Here is a 23,644-nt window from a genome sequence, read left to right on the forward strand (position 1 = left end):
CCTTCGACGATCACCCGGCCCGGGCCGCCGCGCCAGTCCGGGGCCGCCCGACGATGTGTCCTCCCACCTGGGCCGATACCGCACACAGTGTCCACGCCCGGTCGGCGGACGGGGTCGCTAGGGTCCGGGTATGACCGACAGCTTCGTACTCCACATCCCCGACGTCGAGCTCGAACCCGAGCCCCTCGACCCCGCGCAGATCGTCTCCGGGACGCCCGAGGTGACCGGCAAGGTGGTCTGGGAGTCGGCGGACGGGCGGCAGATCCGGGGCGTCTGGCAGATCACGCCGGGGGTCGTCACGGACACCGAGGCGGACGAGCTGTTCGTGGTGATCAGCGGATCGGCGACGATCGAGGTCGAGGGCGGGTCGACGCTCCGGGTCGGGCCCGGCGACCTGGCCGTGCTGCGCGCGGGCGACCGTACGACCTGGACGGTGCACGAGACGCTGCGGAAGGCGTACGCGATCAATCTGTGAGGTCGGCGGGGGCTGCCGTGGTGCCCCTGATCTTCAGGGTCGGGGCGGCCAGGTGGACCCGGCCCGCTCCCCCGGGCGTCTCGAACCGGTCAAGGAGGCAGCGGGCGGCGCGTCGCCCGACCTCGTGCGGGGCCGTGTCGACCGTGGTCAGCCAGACGTGGCGCAGCCGGGCGATGCTCGTGTTGTCGTAGCCGGTCACGGACACGTCCGTCGGTACGCGCAACCCCAGTTCCTCGGCCGCCGAGAGGGCGCCGACGGAGGCGATGTCGTTGACGGCGAGGAGGGCGGTGGGTCGGTCGGGGCGGCCGAGCAGGCGGACGGCGGCGCGGTAGCCGCCCTCCTCGGTCATGTCGCCGGCCTCGACCCGAGCCCCGTCCGCGAGACCGTGCGCCCGCATCGTCGCCTCGAAGCTGCGCCGGCGCAGTTCGCCGACGGCGCCGTACCCGGCGATGTGCGCGATCCGGCGGTGACCGAGCCCGATGAGGTGCTCGGTGACCAGGCGCGCGCCCCTCTCGTCGTCGCCCGCGCAGACGTCCACGCCCGGCAGCAGCGGCTCCCGGGCGCCCGCCACGACGACCGGCATCCGCTCGGCGATCGTCCCGAGTACGGCCGGGTCCGGGAGGGTGCCGACCACCACGAGGCCGTCCACGCCCAGGTCCAGGAAGGGGCCTGCGAGGTCGTCGCCGGTGCGGCGGTTGAGGCGGGCGTCGGCGAGCAGCATGTGCAGGCCGTTGTCGCGCAGCAGGGAGTTCAGGCCGTCGAGGAGGTCGACGAACCAGGGGTTGCGCAGGTCGTTCAGCAGCACGCCGACCGTGCGGGTGCGCTGCTCGCTGAGGCTGCGGGCGGCGGCGTTGGGCCGGTAGCCGAGGTCCCGTACCGCCCGCAGCACGGCCTCCCGCTTCTCGGGGCGCACCTGCTCGGAGCCGCGCAGCACGAGCGAGACCAACGACTTGGACACGCCGGCCCGCTCGGCCACGTCGCGGATCGTCGGCGGTTTCATGTTCTGGACCGTTCCATGTGCTGATACAGCTTGTCAAAGGGTCCGGTGAGGGTTGACAGCGGCGGAGCAGGGGCTTCAGGGTGGGCTGGACAGGATATGGACCGGTCCAAAGAGGGGCTGTCATGGTGGATTCGCTCGGTGTCGCCGTCGTCGGGTTCGGCTGGATGGGCCGGGTGCACACCCAGGCGTACGCCCGCGTCCTGCACCACTACCCGCGGCTGCCCCTGCGTCCGGAGCTGGTGACGGTCGCCGAGGAGGTGCCCGGCCGGGCCGAGGAGGCCGCCGCGCAGTTCGGGTTCGCCTCGACGGCCCGGGACTGGCGCGAGGTCGCGCGGGACCCGCGGGTCCGGGCGGTCAGCATCACCGCCCCGAACTTCCTGCACCGCGAGATCGGCGTGGCGATGGCCGAGGCCGGCAAGCACATCTGGATCGAGAAGCCGGTGGGTCTGACCCCGGCGGACGCGGGAGCCGTGGCCGACGCGGTCGCCAAGGCCGGCGTCCAGGGCGCGGTGGGCTTCAACTACCGCAACGCGCCCGCGGTGGAGGCCGCCCGCGAGCTGATCTCCTCCGGCGCGATCGGCACGGTCACCCACGTCCGGATCCGCCTGTTCAGCGACTACGCGGCCCACCCCGACGGCGCACTGACCTGGCGGTACGAGCGTGAGCGCGGCGGCAGCGGAGTGCTCGGGGACCTCGCCTCGCACGGCGCCGACCTGGCCCGGTACCTGCTGGGCGACATCGCCTCCCTGACCGCCGACACCGCCGTCTTCATCCCCGAGCGGGCCCGCCCCACCGGCGCCACCGCCGGCCACACCCGGGCCACGGGCGGCGTGCTCGGCCCGGTCGAGAACGAGGATTACGTCAGCTGCCTGCTGCGCTTCGCCTCGGGCGCCCGCGGTGTCCTGGAGGCCTGCCGGGTCTCGGTCGGCGAGCAGAACAACTACGGCTTCGAGGTGCACGGCACCGAGGGCGCGGTGTTCTGGGACTTCCGCCGGATGAACGAGCTGGGCGTCAGCCGCGGCACCACCTACCAGGACCAGCCCGTCAGTACGGTCTATGTCGGCCCGGGCGACGGCGAGTTCGCCGCCTTCCAGCCGGGCGCGGCGAACGCCATGGGCTACGACGACCTCAAGGTGATCGAGGCCCACCGCTTCCTGCGCTCCATCGCGGAGGGCAGCCCGTACGGGGCCACCCTGCCGGACGCGGTGCACAGCGCCGCGGTGGTGGACGCCATGGTGCGGTCGGCGGAGAGCGGATCCTGGGTCAACGTCCAAGCGTAGGACCGGACTTGGGACCGGACGCGGGTCCGTCCCCGGGCCGGGTCGCCAGCAGCTCCACACCCTTGGCCAGCGCGTCGGCGACGGACTGCGGCGGGGTGTCCGGGACGCCCGGGACCCAGCCCCGCCGCGATGTCCTTGCGGAGAGCGGGAGTTCCACCTGGACGCCCCCTCGGCGGGCCAGGTTCACCGGGTTCCTGGCGTGCAGGCCGCGCAGGGCCACGGGGATCTCGTCGAGGTCGGTGACCGGCTCGAACTCCGGCCGCAGGGAACCGAGTTCGTCGGCGAGCAGCCGCGCGGCGGGCCGGTTCCCACCGCCGAGGAAGAGGGAGCGCGGCGCCGTGGGCCGCATGTGGCCGTGCAGGGAGACCACCAGCTCGACATGGGCCAGGAAGTCCCGCAGGAGCGTGCAGTGTCGCACCGCCATGCGCGGGGACGGGATGTGCACCGGCTTGCGGACACCGGGCTGGGTGAAGACCAGGCTGGTGGCGGCGCAGCGTTCCGCGACGGACCGCGCGAGTTCCGCCGTACCGCCTTCGTTGCTGCCGTGCAGCGCGAGCAGTCCGAGGTCGCCGCCCACCGTGAGGGTGGCGAGCAGACTGACGCCTTCGATCTCGACCCGTTCGGTCCTCGTGGTCACTCCCGTCCCCTCAACTCGTCGTCTGCGACGGCATGTTGTAGGGCGTGACGACCTGGATCGCGGACGGCAGGGTCGGTCCCGCGGGCGGCAGGGCGCCGTGGGCGCGCATCACGATGTGGCAGGCCTCCCGCATGTCCTGGCGCAGGTCGTGGTGGAGGACGGCGGACAGGCGGTGTGCCCGCAGCAGGCGGGTGTTGTCGTGGTCGAGGTCGTGTGCGACGAACACCGCGCACTCGCGGCCCAGGTCCTCGAAGGCCTTGAGGGTGGCGATGTTGCCGCCGCCGATGGAGTAGACGGCCCGGATGTCCGGGTCGCGTGCCAGCGCCGCCCGGACCAGGTCGTACTGGGTGGCGTCCAGGCCCTGGCCCTCGGCGATCTCGACCAGGGCGCGCTCGGGGTACCGGCTGCGCATCGCGCTGCGGAAGCCCATCTCGCGCTCCTCCTCGTTGCGGAAGAACCCGCTGCTGAGGCTGGTGAGGACATTGCCGGGGCGGTCGCCGAGCCACTGGCCCATGAGGTACGCGGCGGTCGCGCCGGCGGCCCGGTTGTCGATGCCGACGTAGGCGAGGCGGGCGGTGGCGGGCAGGTCGGTCACCAGGGTGACGACGGGGATGCCGGCCTCGGCGAGCCGGGCCACGGCGGCGGTGACCTCGGGGACGTCCGGGGCCTTGAGGATCACGCCCTGCGAGCCGCGCCGGCCGATGCGGTCCAGGGTCTTGGTGAGTTCCTGCGCCGGGCCCGTCTCGCGGAAGTGGAAGCGCGAGCGCACGACGGCCGGGTGGAGAAAGGGGAGCTCCGTCTCCAGCGCGCCGCGTACGGCGGTGGAGAAGCGGTCGGGCGTCTGCATCACGATGTCGATCATGAAGGTGCGGCCGACCAGACGGACCTGGGTGCGCTGCCGGTCCAGGTCCGCTATCGCCTGGCGGACCTCACGCTGGGTGCTCTCCCGGACGCCGCCGCGGCCGTTCAGCACCCGGTCCACCGTGGCTTCGCTGAGACCCGCCTGACGTGCGATCTCGCGGATCGGGAAGGGGTGGCCCACCGGTGACTCCTTGAAGGGTTTTTGATGGCTGCCTGCTGGTTGTTCGAGGGGTTTGTACTGACAAGAATGACAGAGCTGGGTCACTCCGTTTCCGAGAGGACGACGATGTCCTTCCCTTCCGTCCGCAGCCGTGCGCGGCTGTCCGAGCAGGACTGCGATCTCGACGCCTTCCGCACCCTCGCCGAGACGGTCACCGACCTCGCCGAGTACCCGCACGCCACCGGCGTCGAACGCAACGTCCTGGTCTACGACAGCGACCTCCTGCGCAAGACCGAGGAGCGCGCCGGCGTCGAGGACGAACTGGTCCGGGCCCTCGCCGACGGGCCGGGCATCGTGGTCCTCAAGGGCGCCTTCCCCGACCTGTCCGTGGTCGACGGGCTGAGCACGGTGTTCGACGCGCTGATCGCCGAACAGCGTGCCTCGGGCGCGAGCGCCGGGGACCACTTCGCGAAGCCGGGCGCCAACGACCGGGTGTGGAACGCGCTGGAGAAGGCGGCCCTGTACGACCCCGAGGCGTTCGCCGACTACTACGCGAACGACATGCTGGCGCTGGTCTCGGCCGCCTGGCTGGGCCCGGGCTACCAGGTCACCTCGCAGGTCAACGTGGTCAACCCGGGCGGCGCGGCGCAGACCGTGCACCGTGACTACCACCTGGGCTTCCTGTCCAACGAGGCCGCTGCCGCCTACCCGGCGCACGTGCACGCGCTCTCCCCCGTGCTGACCCTGCAGGGCGCGGTGGCGCACTGCGACATGCCGGTCGAGTCCGGGCCGACGATGTACCTGCCGCACTCGCAGAAGTACGAGCCCGGCTACCTGGCGTGGCGGCTGCCGCAGTTCCGGGCCTACTTCGAGGCGCACCACGTGCAGCTCCCGCTCGCCAAGGGCGACGCGGTCTTCTTCAACCCCGCGCTCTTCCACGCGGCCGGCACCAACCGGTCCGCGGACATCCGGCGCGCGGCCAACCTGCTCCAGGTGTCCTCCGCGTTCGGGCGGGCCATGGAGACGGTGGACCGTGAGGCGATCGCGAACGCCGTGTTCCCCGCCCTGCTCCGGCGCCGCGCCGAGGGCGTCGGCGAGGAGTGGCTGGGAAACGTGATCGCCGCGAGCGCCGAGGGCTACCCCTTTCCGACCAACCTCGACAGCGACCCACCCGTCGACGGCCTCGCCCCGCCCTCCCAGGCGGACGTGGTGCGGCGGGCGCTGCGCGAGACATGGACACCCCGGGCTCTGCGCGACGAGCTGCGGGCCTGCGCCGAGCGGCGCGAGAGCTGAGGAGAATCATGGGCCTTCTAGATGACAAGGTCGTCCTGGTCAACGGCGGCAGCCAGGGGGTGGGCGCCGCGATCGCCCGGGCCGCGGTCCGCGAGGGCGCGGTCGTGGCCGTGACCGGGCGGCGCCCGGCACCGGGCGAGGAGCTGGTGGCCGAGCTGACGGCCGCCGGCGGCAAGGCGATGTTCATCCGCGCCGACCTCGCCGACGCCGAGCAGGCGAAGACCGCCGTGGGCGACGTCGTCGCCGCGTACGGTCGCGTCGACTGCCTGGTCAACTCGGCCGGGCTCACCTCGCGGGGCTCGCTCCTGGAGACCACGCCGGAGCTGTTCGACAAGCACATCGCGATCAACCTCAAGGCGCCGTTCTTCGCCATGCAGGCGGCGGTCGCGGACATGCTGAGCCGCAAGGCGCCCGGCACGATCGTCAACATCGGCTCCAACTGCGCCCACGGCGGCCCGCCCAACCTGGCGGCGTACTCCGCGGCCAAGGCCGGCCTCGCGGGGCTGACCCGCAACGCCGCCCACGCCCACCGCTGGGACCGGATCCGGATCAACGACCTGAACATCGGCTGGACCGCGACCGAGGGCGAGGACGCCACCCAGAAGGCGTTCCACGGCGCCGACGACGGCTGGCGCGAGGAGGCCGCGGCCAAGCTGCCGATGGGCAAGCTCGGCCAGCCGGACGAGATCGCCGACTTCGTGGTCTTCCTGCTGTCGGACCGGTCGGGCGTGGTGACCGGTTCGGTGCTCGACTGGGACCAGAACGTCCTCGGCGCCCTCGACTGAGACCTCCCCGCAAGAAACCCGCACTTCCAAGGAGCAGCACCCTCATGCGTATCGGAATCCTCGGCCTCGGCCGCATCGGCGCCTTCCACGCCGAGACCCTCTCCGGACTCGACGCGGTCGAGTCGCTCGTCGTGGCCGACCCGTTCGCGGAAGCGGCCAAGAAGGCCGCCGAGCGCTTCGGCGCCGAGGTCGCCGACTCCCCCGAGGCCGTGCTGGCCGCCGGGGTGGACGGTGTGGTGATCGCCGCCGCGACCGACGCCCACCCGAGCCTGATCCTGGCCGCCGTCGAGGCCGGCATCCCGGTCTTCTGCGAGAAGCCGGTCGCCAAGACCATGGCCGAGGGCGTACAGGTCCTCAAGGCCGTCGAGGGCAGCGACGTACCGATCCAGATCGGCTACAACCGCCGCTTCGACGCCGGTTTCGTCACCGCCCGGGCCGCCGTCCAGTCGGGCGAGCTGGGCAAGCTGCACACCGTCCGCTCCACCACGCTGGACCCGGCGCCGCCGCCGGCCGCGTACATCGCCGCCTCCGGCGGCATCTTCCGGGACTGCTCGGTGCACGACTTCGACATCATCCGCTGGGTGACCGGCCGCGAGGTGACCGAGGTGTACGCGGTCGGCGGCAACCGGGGTGCCGACTACATCAAGGAGGCGGGCGACGCCGACACCACCGGCGCGATCCTCACCCTGGACGACGGCACGATCGCGGTGGTCTCCAACTCCCGCCACAACGGCCGGGGTTACGACGTCCGCATGGAGATCCACGGCTTCGACGACACCATCGCCGTGGGCCTGGAGGACCGGCTCCCGCTGCGCTCGGTCGAGCCCGGCGTGACCTTCCCGGCGGGCGTCCCGTACGACTTCTTCATGGACCGCTTCACCGCGGCCTACCGCGCCGAACTCACCGCGTTCACCGAGGTCGTGGCCGGCAACCGTCCCTCCCCCTGCACGGTGGCGGACGCCCTGGAGGCCGGCTGGATCGCCGACGCCTGCACGCTCTCGCTGCAGGAGCACCGCCCGGTGACGATCGCCGAGGTCCGCGGCGCCTGACCGGCGGCCCCACAGACGTTCCGGGCGCAGGACCGGCCTCCGGCGCCCGGAACACCCATGTAGAACCTGTCGAACAGGAGCCGCAGCCATGAGCGAACCGGTCCAAGAACCCCTGCGCATCGGAATCCTCGGAGCCGCACGGATCACCGAGCGCGCCCTCGTCGACCCGGCCCGCGCGACCGGCCACCGACTCGTCTCGGTGGCCGCGCGCGACCGGTCCCGCGCCGAGGCCTTCGCGGCCGAGCACGGCGTGGAGCGGGTCGCGGACTCCTACGCCGACCTGCTGGCCGACCCCGAGGTGGAGGTCGTCTACAACCCGCTCGCCAACGGGCTGCACGGTCCGTGGAACCTCGCCGCCCTCGCGGCCGGCAAGCACGTCCTGTCGGAGAAGCCGTCGGCGAGCAACGCCGAGGAGGCGGCCGAGGTCCGGGAGGCGGCGGCGAAGGCCGGGACGGTCTTCATGGAGGCCTTCCACTACCTCTTCCACCCGGTCACCCGGCGCCTGCACGAGATCCTCGCGAGCGGCGAGATCGGCACGCTGCGCCGGGTCGAGGCCCTGGTCGCGATCCCGGCCCCGCCCGACACCGACCCGCGCTGGTCCCTCCCTCTCGCCGGCGGCGCCGTCATGGACCTCGGCTGCTACAGCCTGCACGCGCTGCGGCAGCTCGCCCCCTGGGCGGGCGGTGCCCCACGGCTCGTCTCCGCCCGGGGCGGCGAACGGGCGGGGGCGCCAGGGGTCGACGAGTGGCTGGACGCCGAGTTGGAGTACCCCGACGGGGCCACCGGCAGCGCCCGCTGCCACATGGCGTACGACGAGCTGGAGATGAGCCTTCGGATCGTCGGCACCGAAGGCGAGGCGAGCGCCCCGAACTTCGTCCTTCCCCAGCTCGACGACCGGGTCGTGGTCCGCACGGCGAAGGGCGAGCGCACGGAACGGCTCGGCACACGGTCCTCGTACACCTACCAACTGGAGGCGTTCGCGGCGCGGGTACGCGGCGGCGAGCCGCTGCCGCTGGACGCGGACGACGCGGTGGCGACGATGACGCTGATCGACGCGTGCTATCGGGCGGCGGGCTTCGAACCGCGGCCACGGTCGGTCGTGAACCGGTAGACGAAGGTCGGATACGGCTCACCCGTCGCCGTCTCCCATTCCCGTACGACGTCGTCCTGATGCTCTGTCCGTGCCTCCGCGAAGGCCATGACGCAGACGGCGTGGACGGCGGTGGCGTCCGTGCGGTGGGTGAGGGCGAGCAGGGAGCGCAGGGCCGGTACGGCCGATTCGGCACCGTCGGCCGTGGCGGCCCTGCGGAGTGCCCAGGCCAACAGGAAACGGGTCCGGGCCAGGTCGGACCCGTGCCGGTCGACGTCGTCGTCGGACTGCTCCACCGCATCACGCAGGAGGGCCTCGGCCTCCTCGTAGCTCGTCACGGCTCCCGCGAAGTCGCCGCTGCGGCGCAGGGCGGCACCCAGGACCCGGAGCCGACGGGCCGTCAGGGGTGTGTACGTCGGCCAGTCGGACTCGGCCAGTCGCCGGGTGAGGGTCACCGCCTCCCGGGCGCTCGCCACGGCCGCCTCCCTCACATCGGCACTCTGCTGACACAGGCTCAAGTCGGCCAGCCAGCGGGCGAGATGAGGCTCGAAGCTTGCCGGCTCGCGCTCCGCGAGACGCCGCAGGAGGGTCACGCCCCGCTCGGTCGCGGCGACGGACTCGGCGTGCTCGCCGAGTTCCTCGTGCACGACGGACAGCGCGCCCAAAGCGTCGACGAGTGAAGGCTCGTAGCCCGCCGAGCGGTCGGCCGCGAGCCGCGCGTAGGCGTCCACCAGCTCCCGCCGGACGCCCAACTCCTCCTCGCGCGCCTTCACTTCGTCAAGGACCGAGGCCAAACAGACCAACGCGTCGACCAACCACAGCGGCCCGCGCACGGGATGGCGTTCCATCCCCTTGCGCGCCTGCGTGACCGCCTCCTCGGCCGTGTCGCGCGCCTCGGCGGTCCTGCCCATGGCGAGACGACTGCGGGCCAGCGCTGTGGGGAGCCGTACGCGCAGGTACTGGACGAGCTCGGGGCCGGCCCACACGACCGGTCCCTGGAGGGCTTCTTCCGCCTCCGCGGCGAGCGCCAGGGCCTCCTCGTGGCGGCCGAGAGCCCCGAATCCGTCGATCAGTTCGACGAGCACCCTCGGCCGAGTCAGCCCGAACCGTCCCAACTGCCGTACGGGCATGGTTCGCAGGAGTTCCGCGCATTCCTCGTGCACCGCCACCGACTCGGTCCGGCGATCGAGCCTTCCCAGCACCAGTGCGAGGGTGAGCATTGCGGTCGGCAGCCCGCCCAGGGACCGGTCGCGGCGGGCCGGGCGCGGTCCGCCGCGATACCGCTCGACGGACTCCCGGGCCGGTGCGAGGGCTTCCTCGGCCCTGCCCGCGTCCAGGAGGGCCTGCGCCCGGGTGCGCAGGGCACCCGCGGTCCGCGCAGGCGACGGTCGCGCCCCCGGCACCGCCGAGGAGGCGTCCACCGCGGCGACCGCCTCCTCGTACCGCTCCGCGAGCAGCAGCACCTGGCCGTGCAGCACCAGGGCGCGGGCCAGCTCGTCCGGGCGGTTCTCCGCGCCGATCGATCGGTACAGCTCGACCGCCTCCGCCGCCCACGCCACCCGGCGTGCGACCGGCGGCGGTCGCAGCAGCACCCAGGCCGGCATGACGCAGCGCAGCAGCGCCGCACCGAGCAGTGGCCGGCCCGCTCCCGGCGCCACCCGGGCCACCGCGCGCGGCACCGGCAGCATCATCCGCAGGACACCCATCCACCGCCCCCTCGCCGTCAATCAGAGGACGACCGGGGGCACTTGGAGGTTGCGCCCCTCCCGTGCTCGACAACGCCATGGTCGACGAGGGAGGCCGTCAGCCGTACAGCTTCGGCCGCTCCACGAGCTCCACCTCCACCCGGCCGCCCTCCTCCAGCGACCGCACGCCCGCCTCGCAGACGGCCGCCACCGCGTACCCGTCCCAGACGCTGGGGCCGACGACCTCGCCGGCGCGGGTGGCGTCGACCCAGGTCTGGAGTTCGCGGTCGTAGGCGTCGGCGAAGCGTTCGACGAAGTCCTGGGCGATGGTGCCGCCCCAGCGGCCTGCCATGTTGGTGACCATGGCGTGGCCGTCGCCGATCCGGGCGGTGCCGCGTTCGCAGACCACCTCGGCCTGGACCTGGTAGCCGAAGCCGCAGTTGACGAAGATCTCGACGTCGACGACGGCACCGCCGTCCGTCTCGAAGACGACGAACTGCGGGTCCTGCAAGGCGTCGGGAGCGTTCGCGGACGGTCTCGGGCGCAGCACGGTGACCGCGGTGATCTCCTGGTCGAGGAGCCAGCGGGTCACGTCCATCTCGTGCACGACGGAGTCGTTGATCAGCATCTCGCTGCGCCAGTCGGGTGCGGAGGCGACGTTGCGGTGCCGGTTGTGGAGCATGAGAGGTCTGCCCAACTGGCCTGTCTCCAGCAGGGTCTTGAGTCTCAGGTACTCGGCGTCGTAGCGCCGCATGAAGCCCACCTGGACCAGTCGCCGGCCCAGCTTTCGTTCGGTGTCCAACACACGGAGCGCCGAGGCCGCGTCGGGAGTGAGCGGCTTCTCGCACAGCACCGGCAGGCCGTGCTCGATCGCCGTCAGCAGGGCCGCCTCGTGAGCGGGCCCCGGTGAGGCGATCAGGACGGCGTCGACGTCGGCCGCCGCCATCGCGGCGGCCGGGTCGGTGTAGGCGGTGCAGCCGTCGACCCGGGCGGCGACGGCCTTCGCGCGCTCCGCGTCGACGTCCACCACGGCGCTCACCCGGGCACCGCTGGTGACTTCCTGGATTCGGCGGACGTGGTCGGCGCCCATCTTGCCGGTGCCGACGACGGCCACTCCTAGCGTTCCACGCTGAGCCATGGTCGTCCCCCTCGGGTGGTCAGGCGCCGCAGGACCTCAGGAACTTGCGGGTGCGCTCCGCGATGGGCAGTGGCTTGTCCGGCTCGCACGGGTACATGTCCTGCTCGACGATGGCGAACAGCTCCACGCCCAGCTTCTGCGCGGCCTCCAGGACCGGACCCAACTCCGGTACGCCGGTGGGCGGTTCGCACATCACACCGCGCTGCACGGCCGGCCCGAACGGCACCTCGTGGGCGACGACGTCGGCGAGGATCTCCGGGTCGACCTGCTTGAGGTGGAGGTAGCCGATGCGCTCGCCGTAGGTCTCGATCAGCTTGACGCTGTCGCCGCCGCAGTAGGCGTAATGACCGGTGTCCAGGCAGAGGTTGACCAGTTCGGAGTCGGTCGAGTCGAGGAAGCGCTCGACGTGGTCCTCGGTGTCGATGTGGGTGTCGGCGTGCGGGTGCACGACGATGTCGAGGCCGTACGCCTCCTTCACCTCGTGACCGAGCCGTTCCATGCCCTTGGTCAGATGGGCCCACTGCTCGGCGGTCAGCTCCGGCGGCTCCAGGATCTCGGCGGTCTTGTCGTCGCGCCAGAAGGACGGGATGACGACGAGGTGCTTGGCGTCCATCGCCTGGGTGAGCGCGGCCACTTGGCTCACGTGCTCCCAGGTGGACTCCCAGACGGACGGGCCGCGGTGCAGGCCGGTGAAGACCGTGCCGGCCGACACCTTGAGGTCGCGCTTGGCGATCTCGTCGGTGAGACGGGCCGGGTCGGTCGGCAGATAGCCGTACGGACCCAGCTCGATCCACGGGTAGCCGGCCTGGGCGACCTCGTCCAGGAAACGTTCCCAGGGCACCTGCTGCGGGTCGTCCGGGAACCAGACGCCCCAGGAGTCGGGCGCCGAGCCGACCCTGATGCGGTCGAGGGCGTTCGCCATCTCAGGCTTTCCCTTCGGAGCCGGTCGCCACGGGTGCGGTGAGGTCGTTCGCCTCCGGCAGCTCGTCGACGTCGACCCCGCGCACCTGGGACAACTCGTGCTTGAGGGCGGCGAGTTCGGTGCCGCCCGCCATGTGGTTGGTGAGCTCTTCGAGGCTGACCTGGTCCCGGGAGGCGGAGAGTTCCATGGTGCCCAGGCGCAGCACGCTGAAGTGGTCGCCGACCATGTAGGCGTGGTGCGGGTTGTGGGTGATGAAGATGACGCCGAGACCCCGCTCGCGGGCGGCGGCGACGTACTTCAGGACCACACCGGACTGCTTGACGCCGAGTGCGGCGGTCGGCTCGTCCAGGATCAGGACACGGGCACCGAAGTAGACGGCGCGGGCGATCGCCACGCACTGGCGCTGGCCGCCGGAGAGCGTGCCGATGGGCTGCTCCAGGTCGTCCAGGATGATGCCCATCTCACGCAGCTCGTGATCGGCGGTCTTCTTCATCTTGTCGATGTCGAGACGGCGGATCGGCCACGGGCCCTTGGTCATCTCGGAGCCGAGGAAGAAGTTGCGCCACACCGGCATCAACGGCACGGTCGCCAGGTCCTGGTAGACCGTCGCGATGCCCTTGTCGAGCGCCTCACGCGGGGTGGAGAAACGCACCGGGACACCGTCGACGAGGAACTCGCCCTCGGTGTGCTGATGCAGACCCGAGATGATTTTGATGAGCGTGGACTTGCCCGCGCCGTTGTCACCCAGCACACAGGTGACCTGGCCGGGGAAGACCTTGAGGTCGACACCGTGCAGGGCACGGATGTTGCCGTAGGACTTGCCGGCGTTGCGGAGTTCGACGATCGGCGCGTCCTTCGCCCCCTGCTCGGGGACGGTGTCCGGGATGATCTCGCCGTGGGTGCCGGACTTGTCGATGGATGTCATGGGGTCACCTCCGGGTCGCCGACTGGCGGACCCACAAGTTGATGAGCACGGCGCCGAGCAGCATCACGCCGAGGAACGCCTTGAACCAGTCGGGGTTCCAGCCGGCGAAGACGATGCCCTGGTTGACCATGCCGAACATGAAGGCACCGAAGACCGGGCCGATCGCGGATCCGTAGCCACCGGTCAGCAGACAGCCGCCGATGACGGCCGCGGCGATGTAGATCAGCTCCTGGCCGACGCCCTCGCCGGACTGGACGGTGTTGAAGGTGAAGAGCTGGTGCATGCCGACGAACCAGGCGCCGAAGCCGACCAGCATGAACAGCGAGATCTTGGTGAAGGTGACCGGGACACCGACGGCGCGGGCGCTGTCCTTGTTGCCGCCGACCGCGAAGATCCAGTTGCCGTACTTGGTGCGCAGCAGGATCCAGGTGGCGATGCCCGCGAAGACCAGCCAGTAGAAGACCGTGATCTTGACCTGGACGCCGCCGATGTCGAAGGACGAGGCGAAGACCTTCTTGGCCTGGCCGAAGCCGTCCATGTTGCTGATGTCGTCGGTGGCGACGTTGGTGGTGACCATCTTGGTCACCGCGAGGTTCACGCCCTGGAGGATCAGGAAGGTGCCCAGGGTGACCAGGAAGCTGGGCAACCCGGTCTTGACGACCATCCAGCCGTTGAACGCGCCGATCGCCAGCGACACGAGCAGCGCGACGATCACACCGACCCACACGTTCATGGTGAGTTGGTAGCTGAGCATGCTCGCGGTCAGCGCCGAGGAGATGACGGCGACACCGGAGGACAGGTCGAACTCGCCGCCGATCATCAGCAGCGCCACCGGCAGCGCCATGATGCCGATCGTCGACGACTGGTACAGCACCGTCGCCATCGAACTGCCGTCACGCACCGGGGGCGCGGCGATCAGGAAGAAGACGTAGACGGCGGCGGCGCCGAGGAAGACTCCCACCTCGGGGCGCGCCAACAGCTTGAAGACCAGCGGGCGTTGGGAGGTCCTGCCGTCGGCCTCTTTGGGGCCGGGGGCCGGCGGTGTCTCCACCGCCGGCTCGGCGTGCTGGGTCATACTCATCACCGGGTGCCCTTCGCGGCGAACGCCGCCACCGCGTCGACGTTGGACTTGTCGACGAACGCCGGGCCGGTCAGCACGGGCTGCTCACCGCCGCCCATGTAGTTGCCGTTGTTCTTGTAGAGCCACAGCGAGTCGATCGCCAAGTAGCCCTGGAGGTACGGCTGCTGGTCGACCGCGAACTGGATCGTGCCCTTGCTGATGGCCGTGGTGAGGTCCTTGTTCAGGTCGAAGGTCGCGATCTTCGCCTTGCTGCCCGCGTCGGACACCGACTGCACGGCGGTCAGCGCGAACGGGGCGCCGAGCGTGGTGACGTAGTCGATGGACTTGTCGGTCTTGAGCTTGGCGGTGATCGTCGACTTCACCGACGGCATGTCGGTGCCGTTGACGTACAGGACGTCGGTCTTGCCGGAGAAGGTCTTCTTGACCCCGTCGCAGCGCTGGGTGAGGCCGACGTTGCCCTGCTCCTGGACGACACAGACCGTGTGCTTGGCGCCGAGTTCGTTCAGCTTCTTGCCGAACGCCTCGCCGGCCACGGTCTCGTCCTGGCCGAAGAACTCCATCAGGCCGAGCTTCTGCCAGTCGCTGACACCGGAGTTGAGGCCGACCACGGGGATCTTCGCGGCCGTCGCCTTGCTCACGACGTCCTTCATGGCGTCCGGCTTGGCAAGGGTGATCGCAATGCCGTCGACCTTCTGGTCGATCGCGTTCTGCACCAGGTTGGCCTGGTTGCCCGCGTTCGGGTCGGCCGAGTAGATCAGCTTGATGTTGTCCTTGGCCGCGGCGGCCTCGGCACCCTTGCGGACGATGTCCCAGAAGGTGTCACCGGGCGACTGGTGCGTCACGAGGGCGACCGTCATCCGGGGTGTGGTGGCCTTGCCCGCCGAGGCGCCCGACCCGCCCTCTTCGGACTTCTTGCCCCCGGAGCTGCTGGAGCAGCCGGCGAGGGTCAGGGCAGCTGCCGCGGCGACCGCCACAACGGGGACGATTCTGCGGGAGCGGTGGTGAGTGGAGCGGTCCATCTTTCCTGGCACCTCACTGTGCTTGCGGGGGAAAGGGAGAGGGATCTCAAAGATCCGGGGCCCGGGATCTTGGCATGTCCGGGTCGTGCGCCGCAAATACGGCAGAAGTACTGGGACGGGATCCAATCCCTTGGCGCGCCCACTGTCAATACTTTGTTAAGACATCATTTCACAAGCAGGTCCGAATGTCAGTACAAAGTATTGACAGCATCGGCTCCGGAGGCCTACACCTGGGAGGCGGAGGTCCTCCGGGGCCCGCATCCCCGGACAGAGCCCTAGGAGCGTCGCACATGGCCCAGAAAGCCCAGCCCTTCGACCTGATCACTATGGGCCGTATCGGGGTCGATCTCTACCCCCTTCAGTCGGGTGTGGGCCTGGCCCAGGTCGAGACCTTCGGCAAATTCCTCGGCGGTTCGGCCGCCAACGTGGCGGTCGCCGCGGCCCGGCTCGGCCGGAACACGGCGGTGATCACCCGCACCGGTGACGACCCCTTCGGCACCTATCTGCACGAGGCGCTCAAGGAGTTCGGCGTCGACGACCGCTGGGTGACACCCGTCGCCGCCTATCCGACACCGGTGACCTTCTGCGAGATCTTCCCGCCGGATGACTTCCCTCTTTACTTCTACCGGCAGCCTAAGGCTCCTGACCTGGAGATTCACACCGAGGAACTGGACTTCTGGGCGATCCGGGCGGCCCGCGTCTTCTGGATCACCGGCACCGGCCTGAGCGAGGAGCCCAGCCGCTCGGCCACGCTCGCCGCCCTGAAGGCCCGCGACAGGGCGGGCACCACGGTCTTCGACCTCGACTGGCGCCCGATGTTCTGGCGCGACCCGGAAGAGGCCCGCCCGTACTACGCGGAAGCCCTGCGGCACGCGACCGTCGCGGTCGGCAATCTCGACGAGTGCGAGATCGCCACCGGCGTCCGCGAGCCGCTGGCCTGCGCGGAGGCGCTGCTGGCCGCGGGCGTGGAGCTCGCGGTGGTCAAGCAGGGCCCCAAGGGCGTGCTGGCCGTGCACCGCGACGGCACCACCGCCGAGGTCCCGCCGGTGCCCGTCGAGGTGGCCAACGGCCTCGGCGCGGGCGACGCCTTCGGCGGCTCCCTCGTCCACGGGCTGCTGTCCGGCTGGGAGTTGGCCGAAACAATGCGGTACGCCAACGCGGCCGGCGCCCTCGTCGCCTCCCGGCTCGCCTGTTCCTCCGCGATGCCCACCGAAGCCGAGGTCGACGGCCTCCTCGCGCGCGCCACCGCCTGAAACGGAGCTCTGTCTTGTCCATCAGCATCCCCGACCTCGTCACGGTCAGAGCCCGGCATCCCGAGGCCGTCGCCGAAGCCGCCGCCCGACGCGTGCGCAGGCCACTGCTCGGCGACAGCGGCCGCCTGATGATCGTGGCCGCCGACCACCCGGCCCGCGGCGCGCTGGGCGTGGGCGACCGCAGGCTCGCCATGGCCAACCGGGCGGATCTGCTGGAACGCCTCTGCATCGCGCTCTCCCGCCCCGGCGTCGACGGGGTCCTCGCCACCGCCGACATCCTGGACGACCTCCTGCTGCTCGGGGTGCTGGAGAACAAGGTCGTCATGGGCTCCATGAACCGCGGCGGCCTGGCGGGCGCCGTCTTCGAGATGGACGACCGCTTCACCGGCCACCGCGCCGAGGACATCGAGCGGCTCCGCTTCGACGCGGGCAAGCTGCTGGTCCGTATCGACTACGACGACCCCGGTTCGCTCACCACCCTGGAGTCCACCGCGCGGGCCGTCGACGACATGGCGGCCCGCCGGCTCCCCGTGTTCGTCGAGCCGTTCATCTCCCGCCGGGTGGACGGCAGGGTCCGCAACGACCTCTCCGCCGAGGCGGTCACCAAGTCGGTCGCCATCGCCTCGGGCCTGGGCGGCACCTCGGCCTACACCTGGCTCAAGCTCCCCGTCACCGACGACCCGGACGACATGGGCGAGGTCCTGGAGACCTCCACCCTGCCGGCCGTACTGCTCGGCGGCGAGGTGGGCGAGGACCAGGAAGGCGCGTACGAACGCTGGCGCAAGGCGCTGCGGCTGCCCACCGTGCAGGGCATGGTCGTCGGCCGCTCGCTGCTCTACCCGGCCGAGGGCACTGTGGAGACGGCGGTCGACACGGCCGTCGGTCTGCTGTGACGGGCCGGTCGTGACACGGAGGAACGCGATGACGTATCACCTTCCCGCAGGAAAGGCCCTCGGCGGCCCCTACGTCGTGGACATCACGCCGGAGAAGGCCGGCTGGGGCTACTCCAGCCTTCGGGTCCTCGAGCTGCCACCGGGCGGCAGCCACACCTTCGACACCGGCGACAGCGAGTGGATCGTGCTGCCGCTGAGCGGGGGCTGCACGGTCGCCGCCGCCGACGACTTCGGCCACGACACCTTCCAACTCACCGGCCGCGACAGCGTGTTCAGCTCCGTGAGCGACTTCGCGTACGTGCCGAGGGACGCGCGGGCGACCGTCGTGTCGGCCGGCGGCGGGCGGTTCGCGCTCACCGGAGCGCGTTGCACCCGCCGGCTGCCCGCCCACTACGGACCGGCCTCGGACGTGCCGGTGGAGCTGCGCGGCACCGGCAACTCCTCCCGGCAGGTCAACAACTTCGGCGCGGCAGGCGTGTTCGAGTGCGACAAGCTCATCGCGGTCGAGGTGATCACGCCGGGCGGCAACTGGTCGTCCTTCCCGCCGCACAAGCACGACGAGGACCGGCCCGGCGAGGAGTCGGTGCTCGAAGAGGTCTACTACTTCGAGTTCGCCGAGCACGAGGGCATCCCCGGCCTCGGCTACCAGCGCGTCTCCCCCTCCGGGCAGGGGCGCGGCACGGACGTCCTGGCCGAAGTCCGGGGCGGGGACGTCGTGTTGATCCCCGACGGCTGGCACGGGCCGTCGATGGCGGTGCCCGGTCACCACATGTACTACCTGAACGTCATGGCGGGCCCCGAGCCCGAGCGCGCCTGGCTGATCTGCGACCACCCGGACCACGCCTGGGTCCGCGACACCTGGCCGGACCAGCCGGTCGACCCCCGTCTCCCCCTCTACACGGCACCGGAGAAGTCCTGATGAGCACCCGCACCCGCCGTCTGACCGTCGCCCAGGCCCTGGTCCGGTTCCTGTCCGTCCAGTACACCGAGCGCGACGGCGTACGCCACCGGCTGATCGCCGGCACCTGGGGCATCTTCGGCCATGGCAACGTTGCCGGACTGGGCCAGGCCCTCCTGGAGGCGGGCGAGGACACCATGCCCTACCACCAGGGCCGCAACGAGCAGGCCATGGTGCACGCGGCCGTCGGCTACGCCCGCCAGCTGGACCGCCTGTCCGCGCAGGCCGTGACGACGTCCATCGGCCCCGGCGCCACCAACCTGGTGACCGGCGCCGCGCTGGCCACCATCAACCGGCTGCCGGTGCTGCTCCTGCCGGGCGACTACTTCGCGACCCGGGCCGCCGACCCGCTCCTCCAGCAGCTGGAGCACCCGGTCGAGGCGGACCTGTCGGTCAACGACACGCTGCGCCCGGTCTCCCGCTACTTCGACCGCGTCACCCGCCCCGAGGCCCTGATCCCCTCCGCGCTCAACGCCGTCCGGGTCCTCACCGACCCGGTCGAGACCGGCGCGGTGACCCTGGCGCTGCCGCAGGACGTGCAGGCGGAGGCGTACGACTGGCCGGAGGAGTTCTTCGCCGAGCGCGTGTGGCACGTGCGCCGTCCCGCGCCCGACCCGTACGAGCTGGCGGAGGCGGTGGCGGCGATCCGGGCCGCCGAGCGCCCGCTGATCGTCGCGGGCGGCGGGGTCCACCACAGCCGCGCCGAGGAGGCGCTCAAGGCCCTGGTGGACGCCACCGGCATCCCGGTCGCCTCTACGCAGGCGGGCAAGGGCTCGCTGCGGTACGACCACCCGGCCGACCTCGGCGGCATCGGCCACACCGGCACGGAGGTCAGCGACGACCTCGCGCGCACCGCGGACCTGGTGATCGGCGTCGGCACCCGCTACACGGACTTCACCACCGCCTCCCACACGCTCTTCCAGAACCCGGACGTCCGGTTCGTCAACCTGAACATCACCGCGTTCGACGCTCACAAGCTGGCGGCGCGGACACTCGTGTGCGACGCGAGGACGGGGCTCACAGCGTTGACCGAGGCACTCGCCGGTCACCGTGTGAACTCGGTTTACGAGGCCGCGTACCGCGCGGGCAAGGGTCGCTGGGAACAGGTCGTCGACGCGGCTTTCACCGCCGCCGACGAGAACGCCGTCCCCACCCAGACGCAGGTGCTCGGCGCGCTCGACTCGGTCGTCGGCGACGACGACGTGATCATCAACGCGGCCGGCTCGCTCCCCGGCGACCTGCACAAGCTGTGGCGCTCGCGCAGCCCGCGCCAGTACCACCTGGAGTACGGCTACTCCTGCATGGGCTACGAGATCCCGGCCGCGATCGGCGTCCAGCAGGCCACGCCCGACACGCCCGTGTGGGCGCTGGTCGGCGACGGCACCTACCTGATGATGCCGACCGAGATCGTCACGGCCGTCCAGGAGGGCCTGCCGGTCAACCTCCTGCTCATCCAGAACCACGGCTACGCCTCCATCGGCGGCCTCTCCGAGTCGGTCGGCGGCGAGCGCTTCGGCACCGCCTACCGCTACCGGGCCGCAGACGGCACCTTCTCCGGCGCCCCGCTCCCGGTCGACCTGGCCGCCAACGCGGGCAGCCTCGGCATGGACGTCCTGCGCGCCAAGACCGTGCGCGAGCTGCGCGAGGCGCTCGCCACGGCCCGCGCCTCCGACCGCCCGACCTGTGTCTACGTCGAGACCGACACCGCCACCCCGACCGCTCCCCCGGCCGAGGCCTGGTGGGACGTGCCGGTCGCCGAGACGGCCTCCCGCGAGGCCGCCGTACAGGCCCGCGAGGAGTACGACCGCCAGGTCGCCGACCGCCGCCGCCACCTCTGAACTCCCCTCCCCCGAAAGGCCTTCGCACCATGAAGACGATCACCCACTGGATAGGCGGCAAGCCCGTCGAGGGCACCTCCGGCCGCTACGGCGTCGTGTACGACCCGGCGACCGGCGCGCAGGACAAGCAGGTCGCGTTCGCGACCGTCGACGAGGTGGACGCGGCCGTCGCCTCCGCCAAGGCCGCGTTCGAGAGCTGGGGTGTCTCCTCGCTCGCCAAGCGCACGGCGATCCTCTTCAAGTACCGCGAGCTGCTGGACGCGCACCGCGACGAGATCGCCGAGCTGATCACCGCCGAGCACGGCAAGGTGCACTCGGACGCGCTGGGCGAGGTCGCGCGCGGCATGGAGATCGTGGAGCTGGCCTGCGGGATCAGCGTGCAGCTGAAGGGCGAGCTGTCGACGCAGGTCTCGACCCGCGTGGACGTGGCGTCGATCCGCCAGCCGCTCGGTGTCGTCGCCGGCATCACGCCGTTCAACTTCCCGGCCATGGTGCCGATGTGGATGTTCCCGCTCGCCATCGCCACGGGCAACACCTTCGTCCTGAAGCCGTCCGAGAAGGACCCGTCGGCGTCCTTCCGCCTGGCCGAACTCGCCTCCGAGGCGGGGCTGCCCGACGGTGTGCTGAACATCGTGCAGGGCGACAAGGTGGCCGTGGACCGCATCCTGGAGCACCCGGACATCGAGGCCGTCTCCTTCGTCGGCTCGACGCCGATCGCGAAGTACATCCAGCTCAAGGCGGTTGAGCACGGCAAGCGTGTGCAGGCCCTGGGCGGCGCCAAGAACCACATGCTCGTCCTCCCGGACGCCGATCTGGACTTCGCCGCCGACCAGGCGATCAACGCGGCCTACGGCTCGGCCGGCGAGCGCTGCATGGCCGTGTCGGTCGTGGTCGCGGTCGGTGACACGGGTGACGAGCTGGTCGCCAAGATCGCCGAGCGCGCCGGCAAGCTGCGCATCGGACCCGGCAACGACCCGGCCTCCGAGATGGGCCCGCTGATCACCCGCGAGCACCGGGACAAGGTCGCCTCGTACGTGAAGTCGGCCGCGGAGCAGGGCGCCGAGGTCGTGGTCGACGGCACCGGCTACTCGGTCGAGGGACACCCCGAGTGCGCGGACGGCTTCTTCCTCGGAGTGTCGCTGCTGGACCGGGTGCCGCTGGCGGCGGACGCGTACAAGGACGAGATCTTCGGCCCGGTCCTGGTCGTGGTCCGCGCGGACTCCTACGACGAGGCCATCAAGCTGATCAACGACTCCCGTTGGGGCAACGGCACCGCGATCTTCACCCGTGACGGCGGCGCCGCCCGCCGGTTCCAGCTGGAGGTCAAGGCGGGCATGGTCGGCGTCAACGTGCCGATCCCGGTGCCCGTCGGCTACCACTCCTTCGGCGGCTGGAAGGACTCCCTCTTCGGCGACCTGCACGTCTACGGCAACGACGGCATCGCCTTCTACACGCAGGGGAAGGTCATCACCACCCGCTGGCCGGACCCGGCCGACGCAGGCATCAACCTCGGTTTCCCCAGCCACTCCTGACCTGCCGTCAGGTCTCTTTCGAGGGAGGTACCTCCATGGCCAAGGCCGGCGACCCCGCACGTGCCATGACCGCCCCCGCGCTCCACTCGCTGGACTTCGCCCTGGACCGGGGCAGTCCGGTGCCGCTCTACTACCAGCTCGCACAGCAGCTGGAGGCGGCGATCGAGCACGGGATCCTCGCCCCGGGCAATCTCCTGGGCAACGAGATCGATCTCTCGATGCGGCTGGGCCTGTCCAGACCCACGGTCCGCCAGGCCATCCAGTCCCTGGTCGACAAGGGCCTGCTGGTGCGCCGCCGCGGGGTGGGCACCCAGGTGGTGCACAGCCAGGTCAAGCGAGGGCTGGAACTCAGCAGTCTCTACGACGACTTGGAGGCGGCCGGCCAGGGCCCGACCACCGAGGTGCTGCGCAACGAGCGCGAGACGGTGACCCCGGACGTCGCCGCCGCGCTCGGCATCGCCGAGGGCAGCGAGGTCGTCGCCCTGGAACGACTGCGCTGCACGCACGGCCAGCCGGTCGCCTTCCTCTGCAACTACCTGCCCGCGAACCTCCTCGAACTGGACAGCGCCCGGCTGGAGTCGACCGGCCTGTACCGGATGATGCGCACCGCCGGCATCACCCTGCACAGCGCCCGCCAGACCATCGGCGCCCGCTCCGCCACCCCCGAGGAGGCGACCCGCCTCGACGAGAAGGCGGGCGCCGCCCTGCTGACCATGCAGCGCACGGCGTACGACGACACGGGCCGGCCGGTCGAGTACGGGACGCACATCTACCGGGCGTCCCGGTACGCGTTCGACTTCCAACTGCTGGTCAGGCCCTGACCCGGGCCGACACGGACCGCCGGGTTCAGGGCCGGAGCACGATCTTGCCCTGCGGGTGGTGCCCTTCCAACTCGCGGTACCCGTCCCGCACCTGCTCCAGGGGGTAGGTGCGGGCGATCGGCACCTCCAGCTCGCCGCGCGCGGCGAGTCGGGCCAGTTCGCCGACGACCACCGCGCACGCCGCCGCGCCCTCTCCGTAGGTGTGCGCCCCGACCCTGGCCGCGGCCTGCCAGTCGCGGATCGTGTTGATCCGCTCGGGCCGCACGCCCAACTCCACGGCCAGGTCCACATATCCGTCGCCGAACGTGTCGATGAACGCGTCGACCCGCCCGCCGGAGGCCTCCCGGATCCGGTCGGCCACGCCCTCCCCGTACGCGACCGGGACGACACCGCGCTCCTTCAGCCAGGCGTGGTTGCGCTCGCTCGCCAGCCCGATCACCGCGGCGCCCCGCGAGCTGCACGGCAAGGGATCCGACACCGCCCGCCGCACCGGACACGACGACCGTGTCGGCCGGACCGGGGTCCACCGCGAACACGGTGGCGTACGCGGTCGTGCCGGCCACGTACAGTGACCCGGCCACGTCCCAGGGCAGCCCTTCCGGACGCGAGACCAGCTGTACGTCGTCGGCCACGACGAACTCCGCGTGGCTCGCCCGGTTGTGGGTGAAGCCCAGCACCTCGTCGCCCACCGCGAAGCCCCGCACCTGCGGACCGGCCTCCACCACGACACCGGCCAGATCGCTGCCCTGCCCGGAAGGGAACGTCGAGGGCCAGCGATCGTGCCGCGCGCCCTCGCGGATCATCACCTCGCCGGGCTGGATCCCGGCCGCACGGACCTCGACCAGCACCTGCCCTGCGCCGGGCACCGGCCGCGCCACCTCCTCCACCCGCAGCACATCGATCCCGCCGTACTCGTGGAACCGCACCGCCCGCATCGCGTGATCACCAC

At 71.3% G+C, this 23,644-nt stretch carries 21 protein-coding genes and 1 pseudogene; 12 read left to right on the forward strand and 10 right to left on the reverse strand.

From position 1 onward, the window contains the following. Nucleotides 1-130: 130 nt before the first annotated feature. Entirely contained in the window at nucleotides 131-475 is a 345-nt protein-coding gene (locus ACIP6U_RS02700) for a cupin domain-containing protein (RefSeq protein WP_401711859.1), read from the forward strand. On the opposite strand, the gene ACIP6U_RS02705 is transcribed toward ACIP6U_RS02700, so the two are convergent. Then, entirely contained in the window at nucleotides 465-1,475 is a 1,011-nt protein-coding gene (locus ACIP6U_RS02705; RefSeq protein ID WP_401711862.1) for a LacI family DNA-binding transcriptional regulator, read from the reverse strand. The two genes, ACIP6U_RS02700 and ACIP6U_RS02705, sit on opposite strands and share 11 nt — an antisense overlap. 122 nt (nucleotides 1,476-1,597) lie before the next feature. Between ACIP6U_RS02705 and ACIP6U_RS02710 the strand changes: the two genes are divergently transcribed. Beyond that, on the forward strand, nucleotides 1,598-2,755 hold the full coding sequence (locus tag ACIP6U_RS02710; RefSeq protein WP_401711865.1) for a Gfo/Idh/MocA family protein: 1,158 nt from the start codon (nucleotides 1,598-1,600) through the stop codon (nucleotides 2,753-2,755). On the opposite strand, the gene ACIP6U_RS02715 is transcribed toward ACIP6U_RS02710, so the two are convergent. Continuing rightward, a complete protein-coding gene (locus ACIP6U_RS02715) occupies nucleotides 2,739-3,392 on the reverse strand; it encodes a poly-gamma-glutamate hydrolase family protein (protein WP_401711867.1) in 654 nt (217 codons plus the stop codon). The two genes, ACIP6U_RS02710 and ACIP6U_RS02715, sit on opposite strands and share 17 nt — an antisense overlap. A 10-nt stretch (nucleotides 3,393-3,402) precedes the next feature. Beyond that, nucleotides 3,403-4,434, reverse strand: coding sequence for a LacI family DNA-binding transcriptional regulator (locus tag ACIP6U_RS02720; RefSeq protein WP_401711870.1), 1,032 nt, complete (start codon nucleotides 4,432-4,434; stop codon nucleotides 3,403-3,405). A gap of 105 nt (nucleotides 4,435-4,539) precedes the next feature. Between ACIP6U_RS02720 and ACIP6U_RS02725 the strand changes: the two genes are divergently transcribed. The 4 genes from ACIP6U_RS02725 (at nucleotide 4,540) to ACIP6U_RS02740 (ending at nucleotide 8,651) form a co-directional block, all read left to right on the forward strand. Continuing rightward, nucleotides 4,540-5,706, forward strand: a complete 1,167-nt coding sequence (locus ACIP6U_RS02725; RefSeq protein ID WP_401711872.1) for a phytanoyl-CoA dioxygenase family protein — start codon at nucleotides 4,540-4,542, stop codon at nucleotides 5,704-5,706. Between the two features lie 8 nt (nucleotides 5,707-5,714). Then, nucleotides 5,715-6,491, forward strand: coding sequence for an SDR family oxidoreductase (locus tag ACIP6U_RS02730; RefSeq protein WP_124002153.1), 777 nt, complete (start codon nucleotides 5,715-5,717; stop codon nucleotides 6,489-6,491). Nucleotides 6,492-6,535: 44 nt separating this feature from the next. Further along, the gene (locus ACIP6U_RS02735) at nucleotides 6,536-7,540 is read left to right on the forward strand and encodes a Gfo/Idh/MocA family oxidoreductase (RefSeq protein WP_401711874.1); all 1,005 of its coding nucleotides are present in this window, start codon (nucleotides 6,536-6,538) and stop codon (nucleotides 7,538-7,540) included. Between the two features lie 88 nt (nucleotides 7,541-7,628). Then, nucleotides 7,629-8,651, forward strand: coding sequence for a Gfo/Idh/MocA family protein (locus ACIP6U_RS02740; protein WP_401711877.1), 1,023 nt, complete (start codon nucleotides 7,629-7,631; stop codon nucleotides 8,649-8,651). Here ACIP6U_RS02740 and ACIP6U_RS02745 read toward each other — a convergent pair. The 6 genes from ACIP6U_RS02745 to ACIP6U_RS02770 all read right to left on the reverse strand — a co-directional run bounded on the left by ACIP6U_RS02745 (nucleotide 8,600) and on the right by ACIP6U_RS02770 (nucleotide 15,400). After that, nucleotides 8,600-10,336, reverse strand: a complete 1,737-nt coding sequence (locus ACIP6U_RS02745; RefSeq protein ID WP_401711880.1) for a hypothetical protein — start codon at nucleotides 10,334-10,336, stop codon at nucleotides 8,600-8,602. The genes ACIP6U_RS02740 and ACIP6U_RS02745 overlap by 52 nt on opposite strands. 97 nt (nucleotides 10,337-10,433) lie before the next feature. Next, a complete protein-coding gene (locus tag ACIP6U_RS02750) occupies nucleotides 10,434-11,453 on the reverse strand; it encodes a Gfo/Idh/MocA family protein (protein ID WP_401711883.1) in 1,020 nt (339 codons plus the stop codon). Between the two features lie 19 nt (nucleotides 11,454-11,472). Then, nucleotides 11,473-12,375 (reverse strand): sugar phosphate isomerase/epimerase family protein, encoded by a 903-nt coding sequence (locus tag ACIP6U_RS02755; RefSeq protein ID WP_401711886.1) that lies wholly within the window; start codon nucleotides 12,373-12,375, stop codon nucleotides 11,473-11,475. A gap of 1 nt (nucleotide 12,376) precedes the next feature. Then, nucleotides 12,377-13,300, reverse strand: coding sequence for an ATP-binding cassette domain-containing protein (locus ACIP6U_RS02760; protein WP_401711889.1), 924 nt, complete (start codon nucleotides 13,298-13,300; stop codon nucleotides 12,377-12,379). Between the two features lie 4 nt (nucleotides 13,301-13,304). Beyond that, a complete protein-coding gene (locus ACIP6U_RS02765; RefSeq protein ID WP_401711891.1) occupies nucleotides 13,305-14,381 on the reverse strand; it encodes an ABC transporter permease in 1,077 nt (358 codons plus the stop codon). Continuing rightward, nucleotides 14,381-15,400: a sugar ABC transporter substrate-binding protein gene (locus ACIP6U_RS02770; protein ID WP_401711893.1), complete on the reverse strand. Its 1,020-nt coding sequence runs from the start codon at nucleotides 15,398-15,400 to the stop codon at nucleotides 14,381-14,383. Before ACIP6U_RS02770 ends, ACIP6U_RS02765 begins: the two co-directional genes overlap by 1 nt. Before the next feature lie 290 nt (nucleotides 15,401-15,690). Between ACIP6U_RS02770 and iolC the strand changes: the two genes are divergently transcribed. From iolC to ACIP6U_RS02800, 6 genes are read left to right on the forward strand one after another with little or no spacing between them, the layout of a single operon-like run. Next, nucleotides 15,691-16,653: a 5-dehydro-2-deoxygluconokinase gene (gene iolC / locus ACIP6U_RS02775; RefSeq protein ID WP_401711896.1), complete on the forward strand. Its 963-nt coding sequence runs from the start codon at nucleotides 15,691-15,693 to the stop codon at nucleotides 16,651-16,653. Nucleotides 16,654-16,667: 14 nt separating this feature from the next. Then, complete coding sequence (locus tag ACIP6U_RS02780; RefSeq protein ID WP_401711898.1) at nucleotides 16,668-17,546, forward strand: deoxyribose-phosphate aldolase; 879 nt, start codon at nucleotides 16,668-16,670, stop codon at nucleotides 17,544-17,546. 28 nt (nucleotides 17,547-17,574) lie between these two features. Beyond that, a complete protein-coding gene (iolB, locus tag ACIP6U_RS02785) occupies nucleotides 17,575-18,465 on the forward strand; it encodes a 5-deoxy-glucuronate isomerase (protein ID WP_401711900.1) in 891 nt (296 codons plus the stop codon). Further along, on the forward strand, nucleotides 18,465-20,342 hold the full coding sequence (iolD, locus tag ACIP6U_RS02790; RefSeq protein ID WP_401711903.1) for a 3D-(3,5/4)-trihydroxycyclohexane-1,2-dione acylhydrolase (decyclizing): 1,878 nt from the start codon (nucleotides 18,465-18,467) through the stop codon (nucleotides 20,340-20,342). The genes iolB and iolD overlap by 1 nt, the downstream gene beginning before the upstream one ends. Before the next feature lie 29 nt (nucleotides 20,343-20,371). After that, on the forward strand, nucleotides 20,372-21,874 hold the full coding sequence (locus tag ACIP6U_RS02795; protein ID WP_401711906.1) for a CoA-acylating methylmalonate-semialdehyde dehydrogenase: 1,503 nt from the start codon (nucleotides 20,372-20,374) through the stop codon (nucleotides 21,872-21,874). Between the two features lie 35 nt (nucleotides 21,875-21,909). Further along, nucleotides 21,910-22,695 (forward strand): GntR family transcriptional regulator, encoded by a 786-nt coding sequence (locus ACIP6U_RS02800; RefSeq protein ID WP_401711908.1) that lies wholly within the window; start codon nucleotides 21,910-21,912, stop codon nucleotides 22,693-22,695. A gap of 25 nt (nucleotides 22,696-22,720) precedes the next feature. On the opposite strand, the pseudogene ACIP6U_RS02805 reads toward ACIP6U_RS02800, so the two are convergent. Then, a pseudogene (locus ACIP6U_RS02805) lies at nucleotides 22,721-23,630 on the reverse strand (NADP-dependent oxidoreductase). Nucleotides 23,631-23,644 lie beyond the last annotated feature (14 nt).

The organism is Streptomyces sp. NPDC088794, assembly GCF_044750545.1.
In the GTDB taxonomy this organism is placed as follows: Bacteria; Actinomycetota; Actinomycetes; order Streptomycetales; family Streptomycetaceae; genus Streptomyces.